Consider the following 21,717-nt stretch of genomic DNA (forward strand, 5'->3'; position numbering starts at 1 on the left):
TTATTATGTCAGGTCATTCAAAGTGGGCGAGTATAAAACATTCAAAGGGTAAAGCCGATAAACAAAGATCTAAAATATTTTCTAAATTATCAAAAGAAATTAGTGTAGCTGCAAAATTAGGTGACAAAGACCCCGATATGAATCCAAGGCTTAGATCTGCAATTCAAGCAGCCAAATCAGCAAACATGCCAAAAGACAATATTGAAAGAGCAATTGCTAAATCATCAGCTAATACCGAAACTAATTATGAAAATTTAAGATATGAAGGATTTGGTCCAGATAAAATAGCTGTAATCGTAGAAGCATTAACAGATAACAAAAATAGAACTGCATCTAATGTTAGATCTATATTTGTAAAAAGTGGTGGAAACTTAGGAACGCAGGGTTCAGCTTCACACAACTTTAATCAATTAGGTGTTATTAAGATTGATAAAAAAGAAATATCAGACGAGCAAATTTTAGAATTAGCAATTGAATCGGGTGCCGATGAGTGTATTTCAAATGAAGTTTTTCATGAGATTCAATGTCCTGTGAGTGAAATTTATAATGTAAAAAAAAATTTAGAAAAAACAATAGCAAATTTTATTTCAACTGAAATTGAGTGGGTGCCCCTGAATAGTGTTGATGTTGAAAAGGATAGAGAAGAAATTACAATTAATTTTTTAGAAACACTAGAAGATGATGACGACATTCAAAATGTTTATTCAAACGTAAATTTTGGAAATAATTAATGCTCATAATTGGAATTGATCCCGGTATTACAGGCTCTATTTGTTTTTTTGAAGATGGAAAAATAATTGATGTGGTAGAGATGCCAAATATGGCAGAGGGTAAAAAAAATAAAAAACAAGTTAATGGTGCACAAATTTTTCATGAAATTTCTTTACGCATTAAGAGTTTAAAAAAAGAAGAAATTAAAGTTGTAATAGAACAAGTATCAGCTATGCCCGGACAAGGTGTAACTAGCATGTTTAATTTTGGTCAGTCATTTGGAATTTTAAAAGGAATATGTTCAGCAATGCAATTGCCTATGTATTTTGTTAGACCAGCAAAGTGGAAAAGATATTTTAACCTTATAAATTCTGAAAAAGATGCAAGTAGAACTAAAGCGATAGAAGTATTTCCCTATTTTTCATCAGAATTATCAAGAAAAAAAGACTCAAACAAAGCTGATGCTATCTTGATTGCTAGTTATTTTTATGAAACGTACAAAATAGATGAGTAAATTAACTCTAATAAGGTCAAATTCATGACACATTTAAGTGTGAAATCTTAACAATGGAAGCTGACATCACATCGCAAGCAGTTGGACTTGCATCAAACACTGATTTTTCCCTATTAAGTCTCTTTCTACGAGCAGATTTTGTTGTGAAATCTGTAATACTTATGCTGATAGCTTGTTCAATTTACTCATGGGCAGTTATTATAGAAAAATATAAATTATTTAAAAAAATCAACTTAGAGTCTGAAGAGTTCGAAATAAAATTTTGGAAATCAAAATCAGCTGAATCTTTTTATAATAACCTACCAATAAATTTAGAAAATCCTTTGGCTTTATTGTTTAAGGATACCATGCAAACTGTATTAAAAGCCAAAACTAAAACTAATCTTAATGAAAGAATATCAAGTATGGTAGAAGTTAATATTGAGAAACAAATGTCAAAAATTGATAAAGGTTTTACGTTTTTAGCAACTGTTGGTTCAACAGCTCCATTTATTGGCTTATTCGGAACAGTTTGGGGAATAATGAATTCATTTCAATCAATTGCAATTTCAAGAAATACAAGTTTAGCAATTGTTGCACCCGGTATAGCAGAAGCATTATTTGCAACTGCATTAGGATTGTTGGCTGCAATTCCTGCGGTCGTTGCATACAATAAATTTAATAATGATTCAAAAAAATATTCTCAAAAATTAGAAAACTTTTCTAAACGATTTATATCAATAATATAAAATGGCTTTTAAACTAAATCGTGCATCCAAAGAACCTATGAGTGAAATAAATGTTACTCCTTTTGTAGATGTAATGTTAGTTTTATTAATTATATTTATGGTAACAGCTCCATTACTAACCGTAGGGGTACAGGTTGATCTTCCAGAAAGTTCTGCAGACACTTTACCAGAAGAACTGGAACCATTAACTTTATCTATAAACTCTAAAGGTGAAATATTTATTCAAGAGTCCAAAGTTGATTATGATAAAATTACTGCAAAAATTTTAGCGGTATCAAAAAATAGAACGGACACAAGAATTTATGTTAGAGGAGATAAATCAATAAATTATGGAAGAGTTTTAGAGATAATGGGAATGTTATCAGGCTCTGGATTTACAAAAGTAGCATTAATCTCTGAACCATATAAAGAGTGATAGTAAAAATGGATAGAAATATTTTTATTTCTTTTGGGCTACATATATTTCTTGTATTAATCACGGCTATGAGCTTACCTTTTCTTGCCAAAAAACCGATTGACTTACCTCCAATAGTCTCAGTCGAGCTTATTCAAATTACAGATAAGACTAACATTCCATTTGCCCCTAAAGCAAAAAAAATAATTGAAAAAGTTAAAGAAAAAGAAAAGAAACTTGTTTCAGAGCAGGCACCACCAAAAGCTATTAAAAAAGAGAAGCAGGATGCAATTCCTCTTCCAGATGAAAAAATAGATGAAGTTAAAAAAATTGAAGAAGACAAGCAAAATCCTGAAAAAGTAGAGACTGATGTTAAACAAGTTTCAGAATTTGAAAAAAAAGATTTGTTTGATCCAAACAATATCGCAGCTTTAATTGATAAATCCAAAATCGAAAGTGCAGAGACAGATAAAAAAACTGATAATATAACTCAAGATCAAGACAAAAGTATTGATTTTGCTGGATTATCATTAAGTGAAGAGGATGCTTTAAAAGCGCAAATTTTCGGGTGTTGGAGCATTCCTCTGGGTCTGCCTTATAATGAAAATTTATTAGTTAGAATTAAGTTACAATTGAAACCAGATGGATCTATTATAGACTCCGAGATTCTTGATCATGCTAGAATGAATAAACCAGGACAAGGATTTTATAAAGTTTTAGCTGAAAGTGCTCTTAGAGCAATAAAACTCTGTCAACCTCTTAGAGTTCCTAGTACTGGATATGAGAGATGGAAAGAGTTACAATTAAACTTTGATGCAAGAGAAATGTTAGAAGGATAAAATGTTATTTAGATATATATTTATACTATTAATTATATTTCCAATTAAAGCTTTTGCTTTAATAGAAGTTGATATTACAAGAGGAAATTTAAGTCCTTTACCAGTGGCTGTTTCTCCACTTTCAATTGACGCCAATTCAAAAGAAAACTTTAAAAAAATTTTAAATAAAAAAAATCTTGGATCTGAAATATCTTTAATTGTTGAGAATAATTTAAGACAATCAGGACTGTTTAATCCTTTAGATAAAAATGCTTTTCTCCAAAAGCCAGATATTGCAAATTTAAAACCAAGATTTGAAGATTGGAACTTGATTAAAGCACAAGCTTTAATAACGGGTAAGGTTACATTTGTAGATGACAAGCTAAGAGTAGAATTTAGATTATGGGATGTTTTAGCGGGAAAGGAAATGATGGCATTAGCATTTACTACCGTTCCTAGTAATTGGAGAAGAGTAGGCCACATAATTACAGACAAAGTCTATGAACGTTTAACTGGAGAAAAAGGTTATTTTGATACTAGAATAATTTATGTTTCAGAAGAAGGTCCAAAAACCAATAGAATAAAAAAGTTAGCTATCATGGATCAAGATGGTTTTAATAACAAATTTTTAACTCTTGGAAATGAGTTAGTTTTAACACCAAGATTTAGTCCAACAAATCAAATGGTTACATATCTTTCTTATTTTAGAAATTTGCCAAGAGTTTATTTGCTAGATATTGAAACAGGAATGCAAGAAGTTGTAGGTGATTTTCCAGGCATGACATTTGCACCAAGATTTTCTCCAGATGGAAAAAAAATTATAATGAGTTTTGCTAAAGATGGAAATTCAGATATTTACACTATGGATTTAGAAAATAGAATTGTTGAAAGAATTACAAACCACCCATCAATTGATACATCGCCTTCTTATTCACCAGATGGAAAGTATATCACTTTCAATTCTGACAGAAGTGGCTATCAGCAAATTTATGTAATGAAAAGTAATGGAAAAAATATAAAAAGAATTTCTTTTGGCACTGGTTTATATGGAACACCAGTATGGTCTCCAAGAGGAGACTTAATTGCATTTACAAAATTACACAAAGGTAAGTTTTACATTGGAGTAATGAGAACAGATGGAAGTGGTGAAAGGTTGTTAACAGAAAATTTTTATCAAGAAGCACCATCATGGTCTCCAAATGGAAGAGTATTAATTTTTTACAGAGAAACTAAAACAAATTCAAAAGGAGAGGGTTTTTCAGCCAAATTATGGTCTATTGATCTGACTGGATATAACGAAAAAATGGTTGAAACTGAAACAGACGCTTCAGACCCATCGTGGTCATCATTATTAAGCAATTAAAGACTTATCACTTGATTTTTTAACTTGAAACATCTATTTAGTTGTGAAAAGGTAAGCAATTCAATTAAGAATTAAGGAGCAATAATGAACTTAAGTAAAATTTTAAAAAGAGGATTTTTAGTACTCACGGCAGGTTTGTTGTTAACAGCTTGTGCTACACAACAAAAACAAACAGGACAAATGCAAGGCGACGTTTATACTGGTAATGATACGGTTGAGTATCTAGCTTCTGGAGTTCCAGATAGAGTTTTCTTTGCAACAAATGAGACTGTACTTACAACGGCTTCAAGGGAGACTTTAAGAAAACAAGCTTCTTGGTTAAGAAAAAATTCAAAAATTAATGTTGTATTAGAAGGTCATGCTGATGAAAGAGGAACAAGAGAGTACAACTTAGCATTAGGTGAAAGAAGAGCTAATTCAGCTAAAGACTATTTAATGACATATGGAATTTCTTCAGACAGAATATCTGTATTAAGTTATGGTAAAGAAAGACCTGTGGACTCAGGATCAAATCCTTTAGGTTGGTCTAAAAACAGAAGATCAGTTACTGTTAAAGCTAACTAATTAGTAAAATAATTTACAAAAGACCCTTTCACTTAAAAGTGCTTAGGGTCTTTTTTTTGCCATCATTATAATTACTACTCATTATATTATGTTCAATTATAAAAAGATAATTCATATAAAAATAACCTTTTTGTTTATTTTTTTTTCTAATATTGCTTTAGCAGACAACCACAGTATTAATGAAGTTTTAGAATTAATACAGAAAGATTTAAAAACACTAGAGAAAGCAGTTTATTCAGGATCAATTAATACAAGCAATTTAAATAATCAGGAAAGTTTTGATCAAAATTCTGAAGATGTTTTAACAAGACATCTGCTAAAACTAGCAGATATTGAAAATCAATTTCAAGAGCTTACAAATAAGTTTGAAGAAATAAACTTTAAATTAGATAAACTATCTAACAGAATTTCTAAAGTTCAGGCTGACAATCAATTAAGATTTCAGGATATTGAAAATACTTTTTCATCAGGAGAAATTAGCCAAAAACTAACCTCAAACCAAAAAGAAAAATTAAAAAAAAGTTTACCTGGATCTTCACAACCACAGGATTTAGGTTCAATCTCATACAAAGATACAGAAAGTAATGAAAGCACTCAAAAAATACAATCTGTAGAAACTACATCTTCAATAGTAACTGAATCATTTGAGGCAGAGCAGAATGTCCTTCCCGAAGGTGCACCAGAAAAACAATATGATTTTGCAACTAGTTTTTTAAAAGTGGGCGATTATAGTATGGCAGAGAGAGCTTTCAGAGAATTTGTAATAGCTAATCCAAAACATAAACTAGCAGGTAATGCGCAATATTGGTATGCTGAAACATTTAGAATAAGACAATTATATACTGATGCAGCGACTGCTTATCTTGAGGGATATCAAAAATATCCAAAAGGGGAGAAGGCTCCTATAAATTTATTAAAACTTGGTGTATCAATGGTACAGATAGGAGAGAAAGAACAAGGTTGTAAAATGATTGAGGGAGTTGAAAAACAATACCCTAAAGCAAATCAATCTGTACTTCAAAAAGCAAAGTATGAATCTAAAAAATTTGAATGCTCAAAGCAAAAAACATAAAATAATTTTAAGTCAATTAAATAAAAAAAAGATATCTAAAATTTATAATGAATTTTCTTCTTCACTAAAGGTCAAAGAAGACTTAGCAGTTGCTGTTTCTGGAGGGCCAGATAGTTTAGCATTAGCTTATTTAGTTAAATGCTATTCACTAATAAATAAAATAAAAGTTAAATATTATCTAGTTAATCATAAACTCCGAAAAGAGTCGTCTGTAGAAGCTAAAATGGTTAAACAAGTTTTAAAAAAAATAGATATTCAATGTACAATTTTAAATTGGAATGGAAAAAAACCTTCTAAAAATATTCAAGCAATAGCTAGAGAAAAAAGATACTCCTTATTAGTAAACCAATGTAAAAAAAATAAGATTAAACATTTGCTGTTGGGTCATCATTTAAATGATCTACATGAAAATTTTCTAATAAGAATTGTAAGAGGCAGTGGATTAAATGGACTAATTTCATTTAGTAAAAATATAAAATATAGAGATCAAGATTTGAATATCATAAGACCTCTTTTAAATTTGGAAAAAAAAAATATGCTTTATATCTCAAATAAAGTGTTTGGTTTTTTTGTTAAAGATCCATCAAATGTAAATGAAGATTATAAAAGAACTAGAATTAGAAACTTATTGCACTCACTTGAAAAAGAAGGATTGGATATAAAAAAATTAGAATTAACTATTAATAATTTAAAAGATTCTAACGAGTCAATTAAATTTTATGTAGAAAAGAATTTAAAAAAAAATGTAATTTTTTTAAAAAAGAAAAATGTCTATATTTTAAGCCATAATTTTTTTGATCAATCACACGAAATAATTTTTAGATCACTAACAAGACTAATTCAAAAAATTGGAAAAAAATATTATCCCGTTAGGGGAAAAAGTATTAATCAATTGATTGAAAAAATTAATAACAGATCTTTAACGAAAGTTACGTTGGGTGCTTGCTATGTTGAGAGAGTTAATGAAACTATATTAATATCTCAAGAAAGTTCACCTAAAATCTAAAATTTGTAACAATTTGACACTTGTTTAATTGATAATAATTATTATCTTATAGTTATGAATATAAAAAATTTAGCAATGTGGGCAGTAATTGTTTTCTTAACAATTGGTCTTTATAATATGTTTAAAAACCCGCAAGCTAACGTTGGCAAAGGTAATTCGATAATTTTTTCAGAATTCTTAAAAGAAGTTGATAACGGTGGAGTTGTAAAAGTAGACATCCAAGGTAATAATATAAGAGGAGTTTTAGCTAATGGAAATTCTTTTTCTACATACTCGCCAAACTATCCAAACTTAATTGAAAAATTATCTAGTAGGGGTGTAAGTATTTCTGCTGCTCCGTTAGAAGATAAGATGCCATCTTTGTTTGGTGTATTACTATCGTGGTTTCCAATGTTACTTCTGATTGCTGTTTGGATTTTTTTTATGAGGCAAATGCAAGGTGGCAAAGGTGGAGCCATGGGCTTTGGAAAGTCTAAAGCAAAAATGATGAATGAGCTGAAAGGTAAAGTAACTTTTGACGATGTCGCTGGAGTAGAAGAAGCAAAAGAAGAAGTGGAAGAAGTTGTTCAATTTTTAAAAGACCCTAAAAAATTTAGTAGGCTAGGAGGAAAAATACCAAGAGGATGTTTATTAGTAGGTCAACCAGGAACAGGTAAGACTTTACTGGCTAGAGCAATAGCTGGTGAAGCAGACGTTCCATTCTTTACTATATCTGGGTCAGATTTTGTTGAAATGTTCGTGGGTGTTGGTGCATCAAGAGTAAGAGATATGTTCGAGCAAGGCAAAAAAAATTCTCCATGTATTATTTTTATAGACGAGATAGATGCTGTTGGAAGAAGTAGAGGTGCTGGTTTAGGAGGAGGTAATGATGAAAGAGAACAAACCTTAAACCAATTATTAGTTGAAATGGACGGTTTTGATACAAATGAAGGAGTAATAATTATTGCAGCCACTAACAGACCAGATGTGTTAGATCCAGCATTATTAAGACCAGGAAGATTTGATAGACAGGTAGTTGTTGGACTGCCAGACATTATAGGAAGAGAAAAAATATTAAAAGTTCATGTAAAAAAAATTAAGATGGCTCCTGACGTAAATTTAAGAGTAGTAGCAAGAGGAACTCCTGGTTTTTCAGGCGCAGATTTGGCAAATATAGTTAATGAAGCAGCATTACTTGCTGCAAGAAAAAATAAAAGAATAGTTACATTAGTCGAATTTGAAGAAGCAAGAGATAAGGTAATGATGGGTTCAGAAAGAAGATCTATGGTTATGACAGAAGAAGAAAAAACTTTAACAGCTTATCATGAAGCAGGACACGCAATAGTGACTATTAATGAAGACGCAGCACACCCTATCCATAAAGCAACAATTATTCCAAGAGGCAGAGCATTAGGAATGGTAATGCAGTTACCAGAGAGAGACGAGTTATCACAAACAAGAGAGCAATTACATGCCCAGTTAGCTATAGCAATGGGTGGAAGAGTGGCAGAAGAAATTATTTTTGGTGATGATAAAGTTACAACAGGTGCTTCAAGTGATATTGAGCAAGCAACCAAGAGAGCAAGAGCAATGGTAATGAGAGCGGGACTTAGCAAAGAATTAGGCCCCGTTTCATATGGAGAAAATGAAGAAGAAGTATTTTTAGGCAGGTCTGTTGCTAGAACTCAAAATATGTCAGAGGAGACTGCTAAAAAAGTAGATTCTGAAATTAGAAAAATTGTAGATAAAGGTTATGAAAGAGCAAGAAAAATATTAACTGAAAAAATTGATGACTTGCATAAATTAGCAAAGGCTCTTTTGACTTATGAAACTCTTTCAGGTGAAGAAATAGAAAATTTAATTAATAAAAATATATATCCAAATAATAAAGAAGATTTAAAAGTTGAAGATGAAGATAAAGGTTCAGCTTTAAGCTCAATGGGCCTTAAGCCAAAAATAGTTCATTAAAGAAAAATGAAAAAGTATTACACAAGAGCGTGTAATTTTTTTTATGGCAAATTATCAATAGAACTAGTAAATCAAAAAAAAACATTTCCATTAAATGGTAATAAAGAAATCTCCTTCAGTAAGATTGAGATAATTTCAAGAAACTCAAAGAAAATAATTTCTCTTAATGACATAAAAAAACTATCAAAAAATTTAAAAAAAAAAATCAAAAATGATATTAAGATTATTATTAAAAAAAATAAAAATTTTTCTAATTTAGATTTTAAAAAAATTATAAATATAATGGGTGTTTTAAATTTAACACCAGATAGCTTTTCTGATGGAGGTAAATTTATTAAAAAGAAAAAAGCAGAAGAACATGCAAAAAACTTATTTGAATATGGCGCAGACATAGTCGATGTAGGTGGAGAGTCTACAAGACCAGGATCTAAGTCTATAAGTAAAAAAAAAGAGTGGAATAGAATTGAAAAAATTGTAAAAAAAATTAGTAAAAAAATTCCTCTATCACTTGACACAAGAAAAGCAGATATAATGAATAAAGGGATCAAATTAGGGGTTAAACTAATTAATGATGTCTCAGGATTAAGTTATGATGTTAAAACGATTGAAGTTTTAAAAAAAAGCAAATCTCCATTTGTAATTCAACATTCACAAGGAACTCCAGAAAATATGCAAGATAATCCGAAATATAAAAATGAATTATTAGATATATATGATTTTTTTGAAGAAAAGATAAAATTTATAAGATCTAAAGGTATCAATCATAATAATATTATACTTGATCCTGGAATTGGTTTTGGAAAAAATTTGAAACATAATATGAATTTAATTAAGAATATTTCCATTTTTCATACACTTGGTTTTCCTATATTACTTGGTCTTTCGAGAAAAAAATTTATTAAAGAACTGTCTGGAAAAAATGATACTAAAAAAAGAATGGGTGGAACGATTGCTTCATCTTTATACTCAATGATGCAAGGAGTCCAAGTTTTAAGAGTACACGATGTAAATGATTTAATGCAAAGTATAAAAGTATTTAAACAACTGGTAAGAAGCTAATGAAAAAAAAATATTTTGGAACTGATGGAATAAGAGGCTTCGTAAATAGCAGAAACATTACTGGAGATATGTTTTTTAAATTTGGTCTAGCCTCAGGAACATATTTTAAAACTCAAAAAAAAAAGAAACAAGTTGCTATAATTGCAAAGGATACCAGGTTATCTGGTTATACACTAGAACCTGCTTTAGTGTCTGGACTTACATCAGCTGGAATGCATGTTTATACATTAGGCCCCTTGCCCACAAATGGGTTAGCGATGTTAACAAAACTAATGAAAGCGAATATGGGAATTATGATTACAGCTTCGCACAATCCATATTATGACAATGGATTGAAGTTATTTGGTCCTGATGGATTGAAATTATCTGATAAAATTGAAAAAAAAATTGAAACTTTAATTGATAAAAAAATTGTAAATTCTCTGTCAAAACCTAAAGAATTAGGAAGAGTCAAAAGGTTGGAGACTGCAAACAAAGATTATATTGAGATATTAAAAAAAAACTTTCCTACAAAATTTAATCTTAAAGATTTAAAAATTGTTATCGATTGTGCAAATGGCGCTGGATACAAGGCAGGACCAGAATTGCTAAAATCTTTAGGAGCCAAGGTATTTTCAATTGGAGTTAAACCTAATGGTCTCAATATTAATAAAAGTTGTGGTTCTACATTTCCAAATAAAATCAAAACTGCAGTCAAAAAATATAAAGCTCATATAGGAATTTCTCTTGATGGTGATGCTGATAGAATCATCATGTGTGATGAGAATGGCATGATAATTGATGGAGACCAAATAATAGCTGCGTTAGCAATAAGATGGAAAAGAAAAAAAATGTTAAGAGGAGGGGTGATTGGTACGTTAATGTCCAATTATGGATTGGAAAAATTTTTTAAGTCAAAAAATATCAAATTTCTAAGAGCAAATGTTGGTGATCGTTTTGTAAAAGAAAAAATGCAAAGAAATAATTTTAATTTGGGTGGTGAACAATCGGGGCATATTATTTTAGGTAAATTTGCAACTACTGGTGATGGTTTGTTAGTTGCGCTAGAAGTTTTATTTGCTTTAAGAAAAGGAAAAAAGGCTAGCAATTTTTTTAATACATTTAAAAAAACTCCTCAAATACTAGAAAATATTGAAGTTAAAGATAAAAATATAATTAAAGATATTAATATAAGAAATTCAATTAGAATTGCGGAAAATTTGATGAAGGGACAAGGTAGAATATTGGTTAGAAATTCAGGAACAGAATCAAAGATTAGAGTAATGGGTGAGAGTGAAAATAACTTACTACTTCAAAAGTGTATAAAGATTATATTAAAAAAAATTAAATAAATTGAAACCAAAGTCTAAAATATTAATTATTGCTGGATCAGATTCATCTGGAGGTGCTGGCATCCAGGCTGACATTAAAACTATTACAGCTTTAGGCTCATATGCTATGACAGCAATAACCGCTGTAACAATTCAAAACACAACAGGTGTGAAATCAATTATCCCAATTGAGCCAAAAAGAATTTCTCAACAAATAGAATTTACTTCAAATGATATTAAGCCTGATGCAATAAAGATAGGAATGTTACATTCTTCAAATGTTATAAGATCAGTAATTCACTCACTAGACTTTGTTAAAGTAAAAAAAATAATTTTAGACCCTGTTATGATAGCTAAAGGAGGAGCAAAATTAATTGATGATAATGCAATTCAATTATTAAAAACTAAATTAATAAAAAAAGTTAGTTTAATAACCCCCAATATTCCCGAAGCCGAATTATTAACCAAAACTAAAATAAAAACTAAAGAGGACATGATTTTTGCTGCAAGTATATTAATTGAATTAGGGGCAGAAAATGTTTTTATAAAAGGTGGTCATTTAGAATCCAAAGTTGTGCAAGATATTTTTGTTAATAAAAAAGAGATTCTTATTATTGAGAATAAAAGAATTACAACTAGCAATACACATGGAACTGGTTGTACACTATCATCTGCTATTTCGACTTTTTTTGCTTGTGGAAAAACCTTAAAGAAATCTTGTGAGCTAGCTACTAAGTATGTAAATAATTCCATAAGATCTAACCTTAATTATGGTAGAGGCCATGGTCCCATAAATCATTTGAGTTCAATAATTATTAATAAAAAGTTTAGATAATGAAAAATGTAGTCGTTGTTGGTTCACAGTGGGGAGACGAGGGAAAAGGCAAGATAGTTGACTGGTTATCAGATCAAGCAGATGTTGTTATTCGTTTTCAAGGTGGTCATAATGCTGGACATACATTAGTTATTGATGGAGTTACTTATAAATTAAGACTACTTCCTTCTGGTATTGTAAGAAAAAATAAAATTTCAATTATAGGTAATGGAGTGGTTGTTGATCCTTGGGCTCTATTAGAAGAAATAGAAGAAATTAAATCTAAAGGCGTTAATGTAGAGATAGATAATTTTATTATTTCTGAATCTGCTACTCTTATTTTACCTTTTCACAGAGAAATGGATGAAATAAGAGAAGATGCTGCTGGAAAAGGAAAGATTGGCACTACGAGACGTGGAATTGGACCCGCTTATGAAGATAAGGTGGGGAGAAGATCTATTCGTGTTATGGATTTAAGATCTGAAACAAATCTTGATCATAGACTAGAAACTGTACTTCTTCATCATAATGCAATTAGAAAAGGACTCGGCAAAAAAGTTTTTGAGAAAGATAAGCTTAAAAAAGAATTATTAAAAATTGCTCCAGAAATATTAAAATTTTCTCAACCTGTATGGCTTCGAATTGATGAATTTAAAAAACAAAAGAAAAAAATTTTATTTGAAGGTGCGCAAGGAATTTTATTAGATGTAGATCATGGAACATACCCTTTTGTCACATCATCTAACACTGTTGCTTCAAGCGCTGCTACAGGAACTGGATGTGGACCAAATTCTATTCACTATGTACTTGGTATAACTAAAGCATATACAACTAGAGTTGGAGAAGGTCCTTTTCCTACAGAGTTGACTGATGATATAGGAGAATTACTTGGCTCAAGAGGAAAAGAGTTTGGAACAGTAACAAGCAGAAAAAGAAGGTGTGGTTGGTTTGATGGAGTTCTAGTCAGACAAACTATAAAGATATCAGGAATAGATGGAATTGCATTAACTAAACTAGATGTTTTAGATGAACTTGATGAAATCAAAATGTGTGTTGAGTATGATTTAGATGGGAAAAAAATTGATTATCTTCCTGCTGCAGTTGAAGACCAATTAAAGATAAAACCAGTTTACAAAACTTTCCCTGGTTGGAAAAGCTCTACTCAAGGGATCAAAAATATTGAAGCTTTACCAGAGAATGCAAAAAACTATATTTATGCTTTAGAAGATTTTATTGGAACAAAGGTTTCTAGTATTTCAACAAGCCCAGAACGTGAAGATACAATTCTTTTAGAAAATCCTTTTGAAGATTAGTTAACTGGAAGTAAATTTTTAGATTTAGCAGATAAAAGCATATGTTTCTGAATTTTTTCAAAAGCTTTATTTTCTATTTGTCTAATTCTTTCTCTACTAATTTTGTATTTTTTACTTAAATCTTCAAGTGTTGTTGGTTCATCACTTAGCCTCCTAGAGTATAAAATTTCTCTTTCTCTATCGTTAAGAATTTTTATAGAATCTTTCAGTAAGCCTTGTCTTTGTACCATCTCCTCTTGGTGGGCAAATTTTAGATCATGATCCAGTTCTTTATCAACCAGCCAGTCTTGCCATTCATCACCATCTTCGCCAACTTGTGCATTTAGAGAAAATTCTTTACCAGAAAGCCTCCTATTCATAGAAACGACTTCATCTTCACTAACATCTAATTTATTTGCTATTTCATTCACATGCTCAGGTCTTAAGTCACCTTCAGACTGAGGGGCAATTTGATTTTTAATTTTCTTTAAATTAAAAAATAATTTTTTTTGCGCTGTTGTTGTGCCTATTTTAACTAAACTCCAAGATCTTAATATATATTCTTGAATAGAAGCTCTAATCCACCACATTGCATAAGTTGCTAATCTAAAACCTTTTTCAGGTTCAAATTTTTTAACTGCTTGCATTAACCCTACATTTCCCTCAGAAATCATTTCATTAACTGGTAGGCCATACCCTCTATAACCCATCGCAATTTTAGCAACAAGTCTTAGATGACTTGTTACAAGTTTTTCAGCAGCTTTTACATTTCCTGTTGTTTTCCAATTCTTTGCTAACATATATTCTTCCTCTGCAGCCAACATTGGAAACTTTTTAATTTGTTCAAGATAAGCAGATAGTCCACCTTCATTTGAAAGTGTAGGAAGATTTCTATGCATTGTAGTGCTCATAAGTTGTATTTATTTAATTAAATATAGTAATATTTCAAGGCTTTATTTACTAGTGTTTCTAAGCAATAATAAAATATTTTCAAGTTCATGTGGCAAAATTGAGGTAAAAAGCATTTCTTTATTAGTTTTGGGGTGAATAAAACCTAGTGTTTGTGCGTGAAGAAATTGTCTATCCAACTTATAAATTAATTTTTCTAAGCTGGTGTCTATATCTTTGAGTTTTTTATATTTTTTTTTATATTTACCATCACCCATAATACTATTACCCATATGAGTCATATGAACTCTTATTTGATGTGTTCTTCCCGTTTCCAATCTACATTCAACCAAACTTAGTGTAGGAGTTTTATCATTTTCAAAAATCTCTATGGTTTTGTAATTTGTTATTGCCCTTTTACCTTTGGACCCACTAACCTCCATCATTTGCCTATTTTTTGAACTTCTGGTTATAAAGGTATCAATTCTTCCAGATGATGGCCTGAGTTTTCCCCAGATTAATAGTTGATAAATTCTTGTGATAGAATGTTCGCTGAATTGAAGAGATAAATTTTCGTGAGTTATATTATTTTTAGCAACAACTATTAATCCAGAGGTATCTTTATCTATCCTATGCACAATACCAGGTCTCAATTCATCACCTATTGTAGATAATGCATCCTTGTTATAATGCATTAAAGCGTTAACAATTGTTTTGTCATAATTGCCTGCACCAGGATGCATAATTATTCCAGCTGGTTTATCAATTACTAATAAGTCATCATCTTCATAAATAATCTTTAATTTAAAATTGTAGGATTTTAATGAAGCCTCTTTTGGTTCTGGAATTTGAAGGTGAATTTTGTCACCTGTATAGATTTTTTTTGATGGACTATTAATGATTATATTATTTAATTTTAGTTTTTCTTTTAAAATTAAATTCTTGATTCTAGTTCTGCTAATCAACTTTTCTCTTTTATTGATGAAAATATCTAACCTGAGATTGTTTTCACTTTCTTCAACTATTAAATTAATGTTTTTTTCCATAAAATGTAATATTAATACTATATGCGCTTGTAGCTCAACTGGATAGAGCGCCTGACTTCGGATCAGGAGGTTCTGGGTTCGACTCCTAGCAGGCGCACCAAATAAAACAATAAATTAAATTACAAAAAAAGAGATATTATGGTTATAATTTGTCATGATTTATTTAATATTACCGTGTTTTAATGAAGAAAAAAATTTAATTAAGATTTTTGAAAAAGTTAATAAATTATCAGATGTAAAAAAATTTACAGTAGTAGTGATTGATGACTGTTCAAATGATAAAACACAATTCTTAAAAAAAAAATTTAATAAATTTAAATTAATCTATAGAAGACATAATAAGAATAAAGGTTTAAGCCAGAGCTTAGAAACAGGTTTTAAGGTTATTAAAGAAAAATTAAAGAAAAATGATTTAGTAATAACAATGGATGGGGATAATACACATCCAGTAAAAATTATTCCAAAGATGATTAGGCATATGAATGGAAATAAATCAGATATTGTTATTGCGTCTCGATTTACAGCGCATTCAAAAGTAAACGGACTTAGTACTTCAAGGAAGTTATTAAGTATATTTGCAAAATATATTTTTACTTATCGTTTCCCTTATAAAAATTTAAAAGAGTATACATGTAATTTTAGAATTTATAGATCATATTTAATAACAAAATTATTAACAAATAAAAAATTTTTTAAAAATGAAGATTTTAATATAGCAGTTAAAGTTTTATTATTTATGACGCATAATTTTAAAAATATAAAATTATCTGAATTTCCTTTAGTTTTAAATTATCATTATAAAATTGGCTCAAGTAAAATGAGAATCTTTAAAAATATATTATTAACATTAAGACTTATCTTTTTTAAAAAATTTAATAGCTAATTAGAAGCTTAAAGATAAGCCATATATATTGTTAAATGAAGCTAAAACAAAATATGAAAAACAAAAAAAATAAAAAATAAGTGAATTATAACTATTAGTAATAATATTTTTTGAAAAAAAATTTTTATTTAAAATTAAAATTAAAACTATTAATAATGGCTCAAAATATTTTTGAGATGTTGCATAACCTATAGCAGTAAAATTACAAAGTAAAATTATGTAAAATAGTTTTTTATCAATAAAGTATAAAACATAAAAAATTATGATACCTAATAAAGCGGTAAAATAAAATAATGAATTATTATTGAAAATAAAATTAGATAATTTATAAAAAAATCCGCCACCACTACCAGCAAAATTTTCATAAGTAGTAATCAAAATAAAAAAAAATAAAAAAGATATAATTAATAAAACTTTATTAATATTCAAAATATCTTCTTTAATTTTATAAAAACTTTTTTTATTAGCTAAAAAAAATGAGAGACAAAAAAATATTATAGAAAAATTGGTAATTATTGTGTAGGAAACATTATAGGAAAATTCTAATCTAGATCCTCCAGAAAAATTGAAAAGGATATAAAAACCAGGAATAGAAAATAACAAACAAAAAAACAAAGAATAAAGAAAGGAATTTATAGAGTCTTTTTTATAATAGTTAAAAATATAAAATAGAAAAAGAACAGCATAAGATTGTAAACAATAAGTTGAAAGAGCTAAAAAAAATATATTTATAAATTTATAAAAAAAATTTTTTGAATCAAGTCCAACTAAATAAAAGTAATTTGCAAACAATAGAAAAATTAAGGCTGTTAAATGAGCATTAGGCCAAATAGCAGATGCCCTATAAAATGGAAGAAACATTAAAGATACAGCAATCAATAAACAATTAAATTTATTTTCTGGGTATATTTTTGAAATATTCAAATAAACCAAATAAGGAAATAATAAAGAAAAACAAAAATAAATAGTTTTTGTAATTAAAATATTATTAAAAATTAATTGTGGAATTGATAACAAATAATAATGAAGTGGGAAGTGCCTAGTGTATTCATTTGTTGTATTAAAGATAAAATGAGAAAAGTCAATTACTGCAGGAAATGTTCTAATAAAATCATTTTTACTTCCACCAGTTGAAAGGTCTTCTTGAAAAAAAAAAGCAAGGAATATCGATAAAAAGGGAATTATAATGTAAATAATTTTTTTATTATTAAAGAAATCTATCATTATGTTTAATAAGATAATAAATTATTAATGATCAATAATCAAATAAATCTATTTATTAAATAAAATTAGCTATTTAAAATTCAAATTTTTTATTTGATTTGATATTTTAAATTTTGAAGCTCTTTTTAATTTATCGTTTATTGATTGTCCAATCCCAATATTTTTAATTCTTTCTACAGAAATTGATTTATAACCTTTTTTTTTAATTTTTCTTAATGATGAGTATAAATTTTTAGCTGCTTCGTTGAGATTATTTTTTTTACTTAGATAAAAGTAGTTGTCTAAACTAATTTTTCTTTTTTTAATTAAAAGAAATGCTTCATTTGTTTTGGGGTATTTAACATTCATTCTTAAGGGTATACCTGGTGAATAATGAAGAAGTGATTGTCCAGGTGTAATTTTTTTTTTAGGGTTTAAATTAAGAATAATTTTTTTACCTAAAACTTTTTTTATTCTAGAAACACTTAAGCTACCAAGTCTTAATATAGTTGGTTTATTTGTAAGGCTAATAATGGTAGATTCTAATCCAATACTGGATTTCCCACCATCTAAAATATATTTAATTTTAGAACCAAACTCTTCTTTCACATCTGTTGCTTCAACAGCGCTTAGTCTGGTAGAGATATTTGCACTTGGTGCTGCCAATGGATAATTCAATTGTCTTAATAAGTTTCTAAATATCTGATGTTTTGGAAATCGTACTGCTAAACTTTTTTTTTTATTAGTAACATATTTTGATATTTTTGAGTTTTGCTTTAATTTTAAAATATATGTTATGGGTCCTGGAGAAAATTTCTTATATAATTTAATGAAATCATCATTTATTAAACAATCTTTTTGAAGAGAGTTAATATCTAGATAATGAACTATTAGAGGGTTATTTTTAGGCCTTTGTTTCAAACTAAAAATCCTTTTTACAGCCAAATTTGCATAAGCATTAGCTGCTAAACCATAAACTGTTTCAGTTGGGACACCTATACAGTAATTTTTATTAAGATATTTTTTTGCTTTTTTGATATTTGATTGATTAATTTTCATGTATTAATAATTATTATTATATGAAAGATAAAAATTTACCACCTGATAATGTATCTCTATCTCTAGAAGAATTAACGAAAGAAGCAAACAATATTATTGAGTCTTTGGAAGCTGAAAAAGATCTTCAGAACTCAATTGATTCTTACCACCAGCTATTAAAGTTAAACAACATTATTGAAAAAAAATTTCATAAAACAACAAAAATAATTAATGAAGAAACAAAAAAAAAGATTAAAGACATATCTTTAAATAAAAATGAAAAGTAAACTTATTAAAATAGCAAAAGATACTAATTTTTTTTTAAAAAAATTTATTAATAAACAAAAAAAAACAGAGCTAGTTAAAGCTATGAAGTATGGTTTATTTCCTGGAGGAAAAAAAATTAGATCAAAAATTTTATTTGATATGGGAGTTTTATTTAAAATTGATTATAAAACTTTAATTGCTATAGGTGCTTCAGTAGAGTGTATCCATGCTTATTCACTTATCCATGATGATTTACCTTGTATGGATAATGATAAACTAAGAAGAGGAAAGTCATGTACGCATATAAAATTTGGAGAGTCTACAGCAGTGTTAGCAGGAAACTCGCTTCTAACAATGGCTTTTGAAATCTTAACTAGTGCAAACTTAAATATTAATAAAAAAACTAAGGTAGACCTAATTCAAAAACTATCAGAGTCTTCAGGACATCTTGGAATTGCAGGAGGTCAATATTTAGATTTAAGCTTTGAAAAAAAGAAAGTATCTAAAAATAAAATTATAGATATGGAGATAAAAAAAACTGGAAAGTTATTTAGTTTTTGTTGTGCTGTCCCTGCTATTATTAAAAAAAAAAGCAATAAAGAGATAAAATTTTTTGAAAATATTGGAGCAAATATTGGTCTTTTATTTCAAATAGCTGATGATCTTATTGATATTAAAAGCTCCTATAAAGTGGCTGGAAAAAAAACAGGAAAAGACAAAAAAAAAGGTAAAGCAACTTTAATCAGTTTACTAGGCTATCAAAATGCTGTTATGTATAGTGATAAAATAAAATCTAAAATAATTAATGACCTAAAGAGATACAACTTGAACACAAATAATTTAAGTAAAACTCTAGACTATATTTTGACAAGAAACGGATGACACAAGACTATAAATTTTTAAAAAATGTTAATTTTCCCTCTGATTTAAGGAAGCTATCAGAAAATAACCTTCAAGAGTTATCCAATGAAGTTAGAACAGAAATGATTAATGCCGTTTCAGAGACAGGTGGACACCTAGGAGCAGGACTGGGTGTTGTTGAGCTAACGGTTGCTTTGCATTATGTTTTTGATACTCCCAATGATAAACTAATTTGGGATGTTGGTCATCAAACCTATCCTCATAAAATTCTAACAGGAAGAAAATCTAAGATTAAAACTTTAAGACAAGGTGGTGGATTGTCTGGATTTACTAAAAGATCTGAAAGTGAATTTGATCCTTTTGGAGCCGCTCATAGCTCAACATCTATATCTTCAGCACTCGGAATGGCTGAGGCTAACAAGCTATCAAATAAATCAAATAACGTAATTGCTGTTATTGGAGATGGAGCAATCAGTGCAGGTATGGCCTATGAAGCAATGAACAATGCAGGCGCTTCAAAAACAAAAATGATTGTTATTTTAAATGATAATGACATGTCCATTGCAAAACCAGTTGGAGCAATGAGAACTTATTTAGCAAAACTTTTAACAGGAAAAATTTATTTTAATTTAAGAGAAACATTTAAATTAATTACTTCAGCTTTTTCTAAAAGGTTTAGTGTAAAAGCTGGAAAAGCTGAAGATTTTTTACGTTCAGCTGTAACTGGGGGTACACTTTTTAATTCTTTAGGATTTTATTATGTTGGACCAATTGATGGTCATGATTTAACGACCCTTCTACCAATTTTAAAAAATGCGAGAGACTCAAGGCACCAAGGTCCTATTATGATTCATATCAAGACTCAAAAAGGAAAAGGTTATTCATATGCTGAAAAAGCTACTGATCATTATCATGGTGTTTCAAAATTCGATGTTACAACTGGAGAACAGGTAAAAAGTTCAACTAATCTACCCGCTTATACAAAAGTTTTTGCAAATACTTTGGTTAAACATGCCGAAAGGGATAGCAAAATTGTAGGTGTTACAGCTGCAATGCCAGGTGGAACAGGTATGGATATTTTTGCTAGAGAGTTTCCAAAAAGAATGTTTGATGTTGGAATTGCTGAACAACATGGGGTTACTTTTGCTGCAGGATTAGCTACCGAAGGGTATAAGCCCTACGTTGCAATTTATTCAACTTTTTTACAAAGAGCTTATGATCAAGTAGTTCATGATGTGGCTATTCAAAGTTTGCCAGTCAGATTCATAGTTGATAGAGCAGGTTTAGTAGGTGCTGATGGATCAACTCATGCTGGGTCATTTGATATTACTTATCTTTCAACTCTTCCAAATTTTATAATCATGGCTCCAAGTGATGAAGCAGAACTAGTAAAGATGATAAATACTTCTATGTTTATTAACGATAAACCCAGTGCCATTAGGTATCCAAGAGGTACTGGAGTTGGATTGGAATTGCCATCTATAGATGAAAAAATAGAAATAGGTAAAGGTAGAGTTATCCAAGAAGGAAAACAAGTTTGCATTTTAAGCATAGGAACAAGATTGGAAGAATGTAAAATTGCAGCTGAAGAATTAAAAGATAAAGGAATTCAATCAACAATAGTTGATGCACGGTTTGCAAAACCGTTAGATCAACAACTTATTCTAAAGTGTGCAAGAGAACATGAGGTAATGATTACTGTAGAAGAAGGGTCAATAGGAGGTTTTGGATCACATGTTGAAAATTTATTATCTGAAAAAGGTATATTTGATAAAGGTTTAAAGTTTAGATCTATGACATTACCTGATATTTTTATTGAGCAAGATAACCCAAAAAAGATGTACGATATTGCAGGTATTAACGCATCTCAAATATCAAAAAAAATACTTGATATTTTATTCACAAAAGATTCAATTAAAGTAGTTAAAAATTAAACTTA

At 29.0% G+C, this 21,717-nt stretch carries 22 protein-coding genes and 1 tRNA gene; 19 read left to right on the forward strand and 4 right to left on the reverse strand.

Features of this window, described 5'->3' with window-relative positions; genetic code table 11:
- The first annotated feature begins 5 nt into the window (after positions 1–5).
- From ABXT56_RS00995 to ABXT56_RS01060, 14 genes are all read left to right on the forward strand, one after another.
- Positions 6–731 carry a YebC/PmpR family DNA-binding transcriptional regulator gene (locus tag ABXT56_RS00995; RefSeq protein ID WP_415300429.1) on the forward strand — a complete coding sequence of 242 codons (726 nt, stop codon included), beginning with the start codon at positions 6–8 and terminating at the stop codon, positions 729–731.
- Complete coding sequence (locus tag ABXT56_RS01000; protein WP_415300431.1) at positions 731–1,225, forward strand: crossover junction endodeoxyribonuclease; 495 nt, start codon at positions 731–733, stop codon at positions 1,223–1,225. The genes ABXT56_RS00995 and ABXT56_RS01000 overlap by 1 nt, the downstream gene beginning before the upstream one ends.
- Positions 1,226–1,278: 53 nt before the next feature.
- Positions 1,279–1,953 (forward strand): protein TolQ, encoded by a 675-nt coding sequence (tolQ, locus tag ABXT56_RS01005; protein WP_415300433.1) that lies wholly within the window; start codon positions 1,279–1,281, stop codon positions 1,951–1,953.
- Between the two features lies 1 nt (position 1,954).
- Positions 1,955–2,368 (forward strand): protein TolR, encoded by a 414-nt coding sequence (gene tolR, locus ABXT56_RS01010; protein WP_415300435.1) that lies wholly within the window; start codon positions 1,955–1,957, stop codon positions 2,366–2,368.
- A gap of 8 nt (positions 2,369–2,376) precedes the next feature.
- A complete protein-coding gene (locus tag ABXT56_RS01015) occupies positions 2,377–3,186 on the forward strand; it encodes a cell envelope biogenesis protein TolA (RefSeq protein ID WP_415300437.1) in 810 nt (269 codons plus the stop codon).
- A gap of 1 nt (position 3,187) precedes the next feature.
- On the forward strand, positions 3,188–4,528 hold the full coding sequence (gene tolB / locus ABXT56_RS01020; protein ID WP_415300439.1) for a Tol-Pal system beta propeller repeat protein TolB: 1,341 nt from the start codon (positions 3,188–3,190) through the stop codon (positions 4,526–4,528).
- Between the two features lie 84 nt (positions 4,529–4,612).
- The gene (pal, locus tag ABXT56_RS01025) at positions 4,613–5,092 is read left to right on the forward strand and encodes a peptidoglycan-associated lipoprotein Pal (RefSeq protein WP_415300441.1); all 480 of its coding nucleotides are present in this window, start codon (positions 4,613–4,615) and stop codon (positions 5,090–5,092) included.
- An 88-nt stretch (positions 5,093–5,180) separates the two neighbouring features.
- Entirely contained in the window at positions 5,181–6,164 is a 984-nt protein-coding gene (ybgF, locus tag ABXT56_RS01030; protein ID WP_415300443.1) for a tol-pal system protein YbgF, read from the forward strand.
- Positions 6,124–7,170 (forward strand): tRNA lysidine(34) synthetase TilS, encoded by a 1,047-nt coding sequence (gene tilS / locus ABXT56_RS01035; protein ID WP_415300444.1) that lies wholly within the window; start codon positions 6,124–6,126, stop codon positions 7,168–7,170. Before ybgF ends, tilS begins: the two co-directional genes overlap by 41 nt.
- Positions 7,171–7,224: 54 nt before the next feature.
- Positions 7,225–9,117, forward strand: a complete 1,893-nt coding sequence (gene ftsH, locus ABXT56_RS01040; RefSeq protein WP_415300446.1) for an ATP-dependent zinc metalloprotease FtsH — start codon at positions 7,225–7,227, stop codon at positions 9,115–9,117.
- A gap of 6 nt (positions 9,118–9,123) precedes the next feature.
- Positions 9,124–10,176: a dihydropteroate synthase gene (gene folP, locus ABXT56_RS01045; protein WP_415300448.1), complete on the forward strand. Its 1,053-nt coding sequence runs from the start codon at positions 9,124–9,126 to the stop codon at positions 10,174–10,176.
- The gene (glmM, locus tag ABXT56_RS01050; protein ID WP_415300450.1) at positions 10,176–11,507 is read left to right on the forward strand and encodes a phosphoglucosamine mutase; all 1,332 of its coding nucleotides are present in this window, start codon (positions 10,176–10,178) and stop codon (positions 11,505–11,507) included. Before folP ends, glmM begins: the two co-directional genes overlap by 1 nt.
- Position 11,508: 1 nt before the next feature.
- Positions 11,509–12,321: a bifunctional hydroxymethylpyrimidine kinase/phosphomethylpyrimidine kinase gene (thiD, locus tag ABXT56_RS01055; protein WP_415300452.1), complete on the forward strand. Its 813-nt coding sequence runs from the start codon at positions 11,509–11,511 to the stop codon at positions 12,319–12,321.
- The gene (locus ABXT56_RS01060; RefSeq protein ID WP_415300454.1) at positions 12,321–13,613 is read left to right on the forward strand and encodes an adenylosuccinate synthase; all 1,293 of its coding nucleotides are present in this window, start codon (positions 12,321–12,323) and stop codon (positions 13,611–13,613) included. Before thiD ends, ABXT56_RS01060 begins: the two co-directional genes overlap by 1 nt.
- Here the strand turns inward: ABXT56_RS01060 and rpoH are convergent.
- Complete coding sequence (gene rpoH, locus ABXT56_RS01065) at positions 13,610–14,491, reverse strand: RNA polymerase sigma factor RpoH (protein WP_415300455.1); 882 nt, start codon at positions 14,489–14,491, stop codon at positions 13,610–13,612. The two genes, ABXT56_RS01060 and rpoH, sit on opposite strands and share 4 nt — an antisense overlap.
- 54 nt (positions 14,492–14,545) lie before the next feature.
- On the reverse strand, positions 14,546–15,526 hold the full coding sequence (locus tag ABXT56_RS01070) for an RluA family pseudouridine synthase (RefSeq protein ID WP_415300457.1): 981 nt from the start codon (positions 15,524–15,526) through the stop codon (positions 14,546–14,548).
- 23 nt (positions 15,527–15,549) lie between these two features.
- Here ABXT56_RS01070 and ABXT56_RS01075 point away from each other — a divergent pair.
- Together ABXT56_RS01075 and ABXT56_RS01080 are read left to right on the forward strand one after the other, a co-directional pair.
- Positions 15,550–15,626, forward strand: a tRNA-Arg gene (locus ABXT56_RS01075).
- 54 nt (positions 15,627–15,680) lie between these two features.
- Positions 15,681–16,409 (forward strand): glycosyltransferase family 2 protein, encoded by a 729-nt coding sequence (locus tag ABXT56_RS01080; protein ID WP_415300459.1) that lies wholly within the window; start codon positions 15,681–15,683, stop codon positions 16,407–16,409.
- Here the strand turns inward: ABXT56_RS01080 and ABXT56_RS01085 are convergent, their stop codons facing one another.
- Both ABXT56_RS01085 and ABXT56_RS01090 read right to left on the reverse strand, forming a co-directional pair.
- On the reverse strand, positions 16,410–17,633 hold the full coding sequence (locus ABXT56_RS01085; protein ID WP_415300460.1) for a hypothetical protein: 1,224 nt from the start codon (positions 17,631–17,633) through the stop codon (positions 16,410–16,412).
- Between the two features lie 69 nt (positions 17,634–17,702).
- Complete coding sequence (locus tag ABXT56_RS01090; protein WP_415300462.1) at positions 17,703–18,671, reverse strand: L-threonylcarbamoyladenylate synthase; 969 nt, start codon at positions 18,669–18,671, stop codon at positions 17,703–17,705.
- Between the two features lie 20 nt (positions 18,672–18,691).
- Between ABXT56_RS01090 and ABXT56_RS01095 the strand changes: the two genes are divergently transcribed.
- The 3 genes from ABXT56_RS01095 to dxs are packed head-to-tail and all read left to right on the forward strand — an operon-like array spanning position 18,692 to position 21,712.
- Positions 18,692–18,937 carry an exonuclease VII small subunit gene (locus ABXT56_RS01095; protein WP_415300464.1) on the forward strand — a complete coding sequence of 82 codons (246 nt, stop codon included), beginning with the start codon at positions 18,692–18,694 and terminating at the stop codon, positions 18,935–18,937.
- On the forward strand, positions 18,927–19,799 hold the full coding sequence (locus tag ABXT56_RS01100; RefSeq protein WP_415300465.1) for a polyprenyl synthetase family protein: 873 nt from the start codon (positions 18,927–18,929) through the stop codon (positions 19,797–19,799). Before ABXT56_RS01095 ends, ABXT56_RS01100 begins: the two co-directional genes overlap by 11 nt.
- On the forward strand, positions 19,796–21,712 hold the full coding sequence (gene dxs, locus ABXT56_RS01105) for a 1-deoxy-D-xylulose-5-phosphate synthase (RefSeq protein WP_415300467.1): 1,917 nt from the start codon (positions 19,796–19,798) through the stop codon (positions 21,710–21,712). Before ABXT56_RS01100 ends, dxs begins: the two co-directional genes overlap by 4 nt.
- The last annotated feature ends 5 nt before the right edge of the window (positions 21,713–21,717 follow it).

The organism is Candidatus Pelagibacter sp. Uisw_134_02, from assembly GCF_047720265.1.
Taxonomy (GTDB): Bacteria; Pseudomonadota; Alphaproteobacteria; order Pelagibacterales; family Pelagibacteraceae; genus Pelagibacter.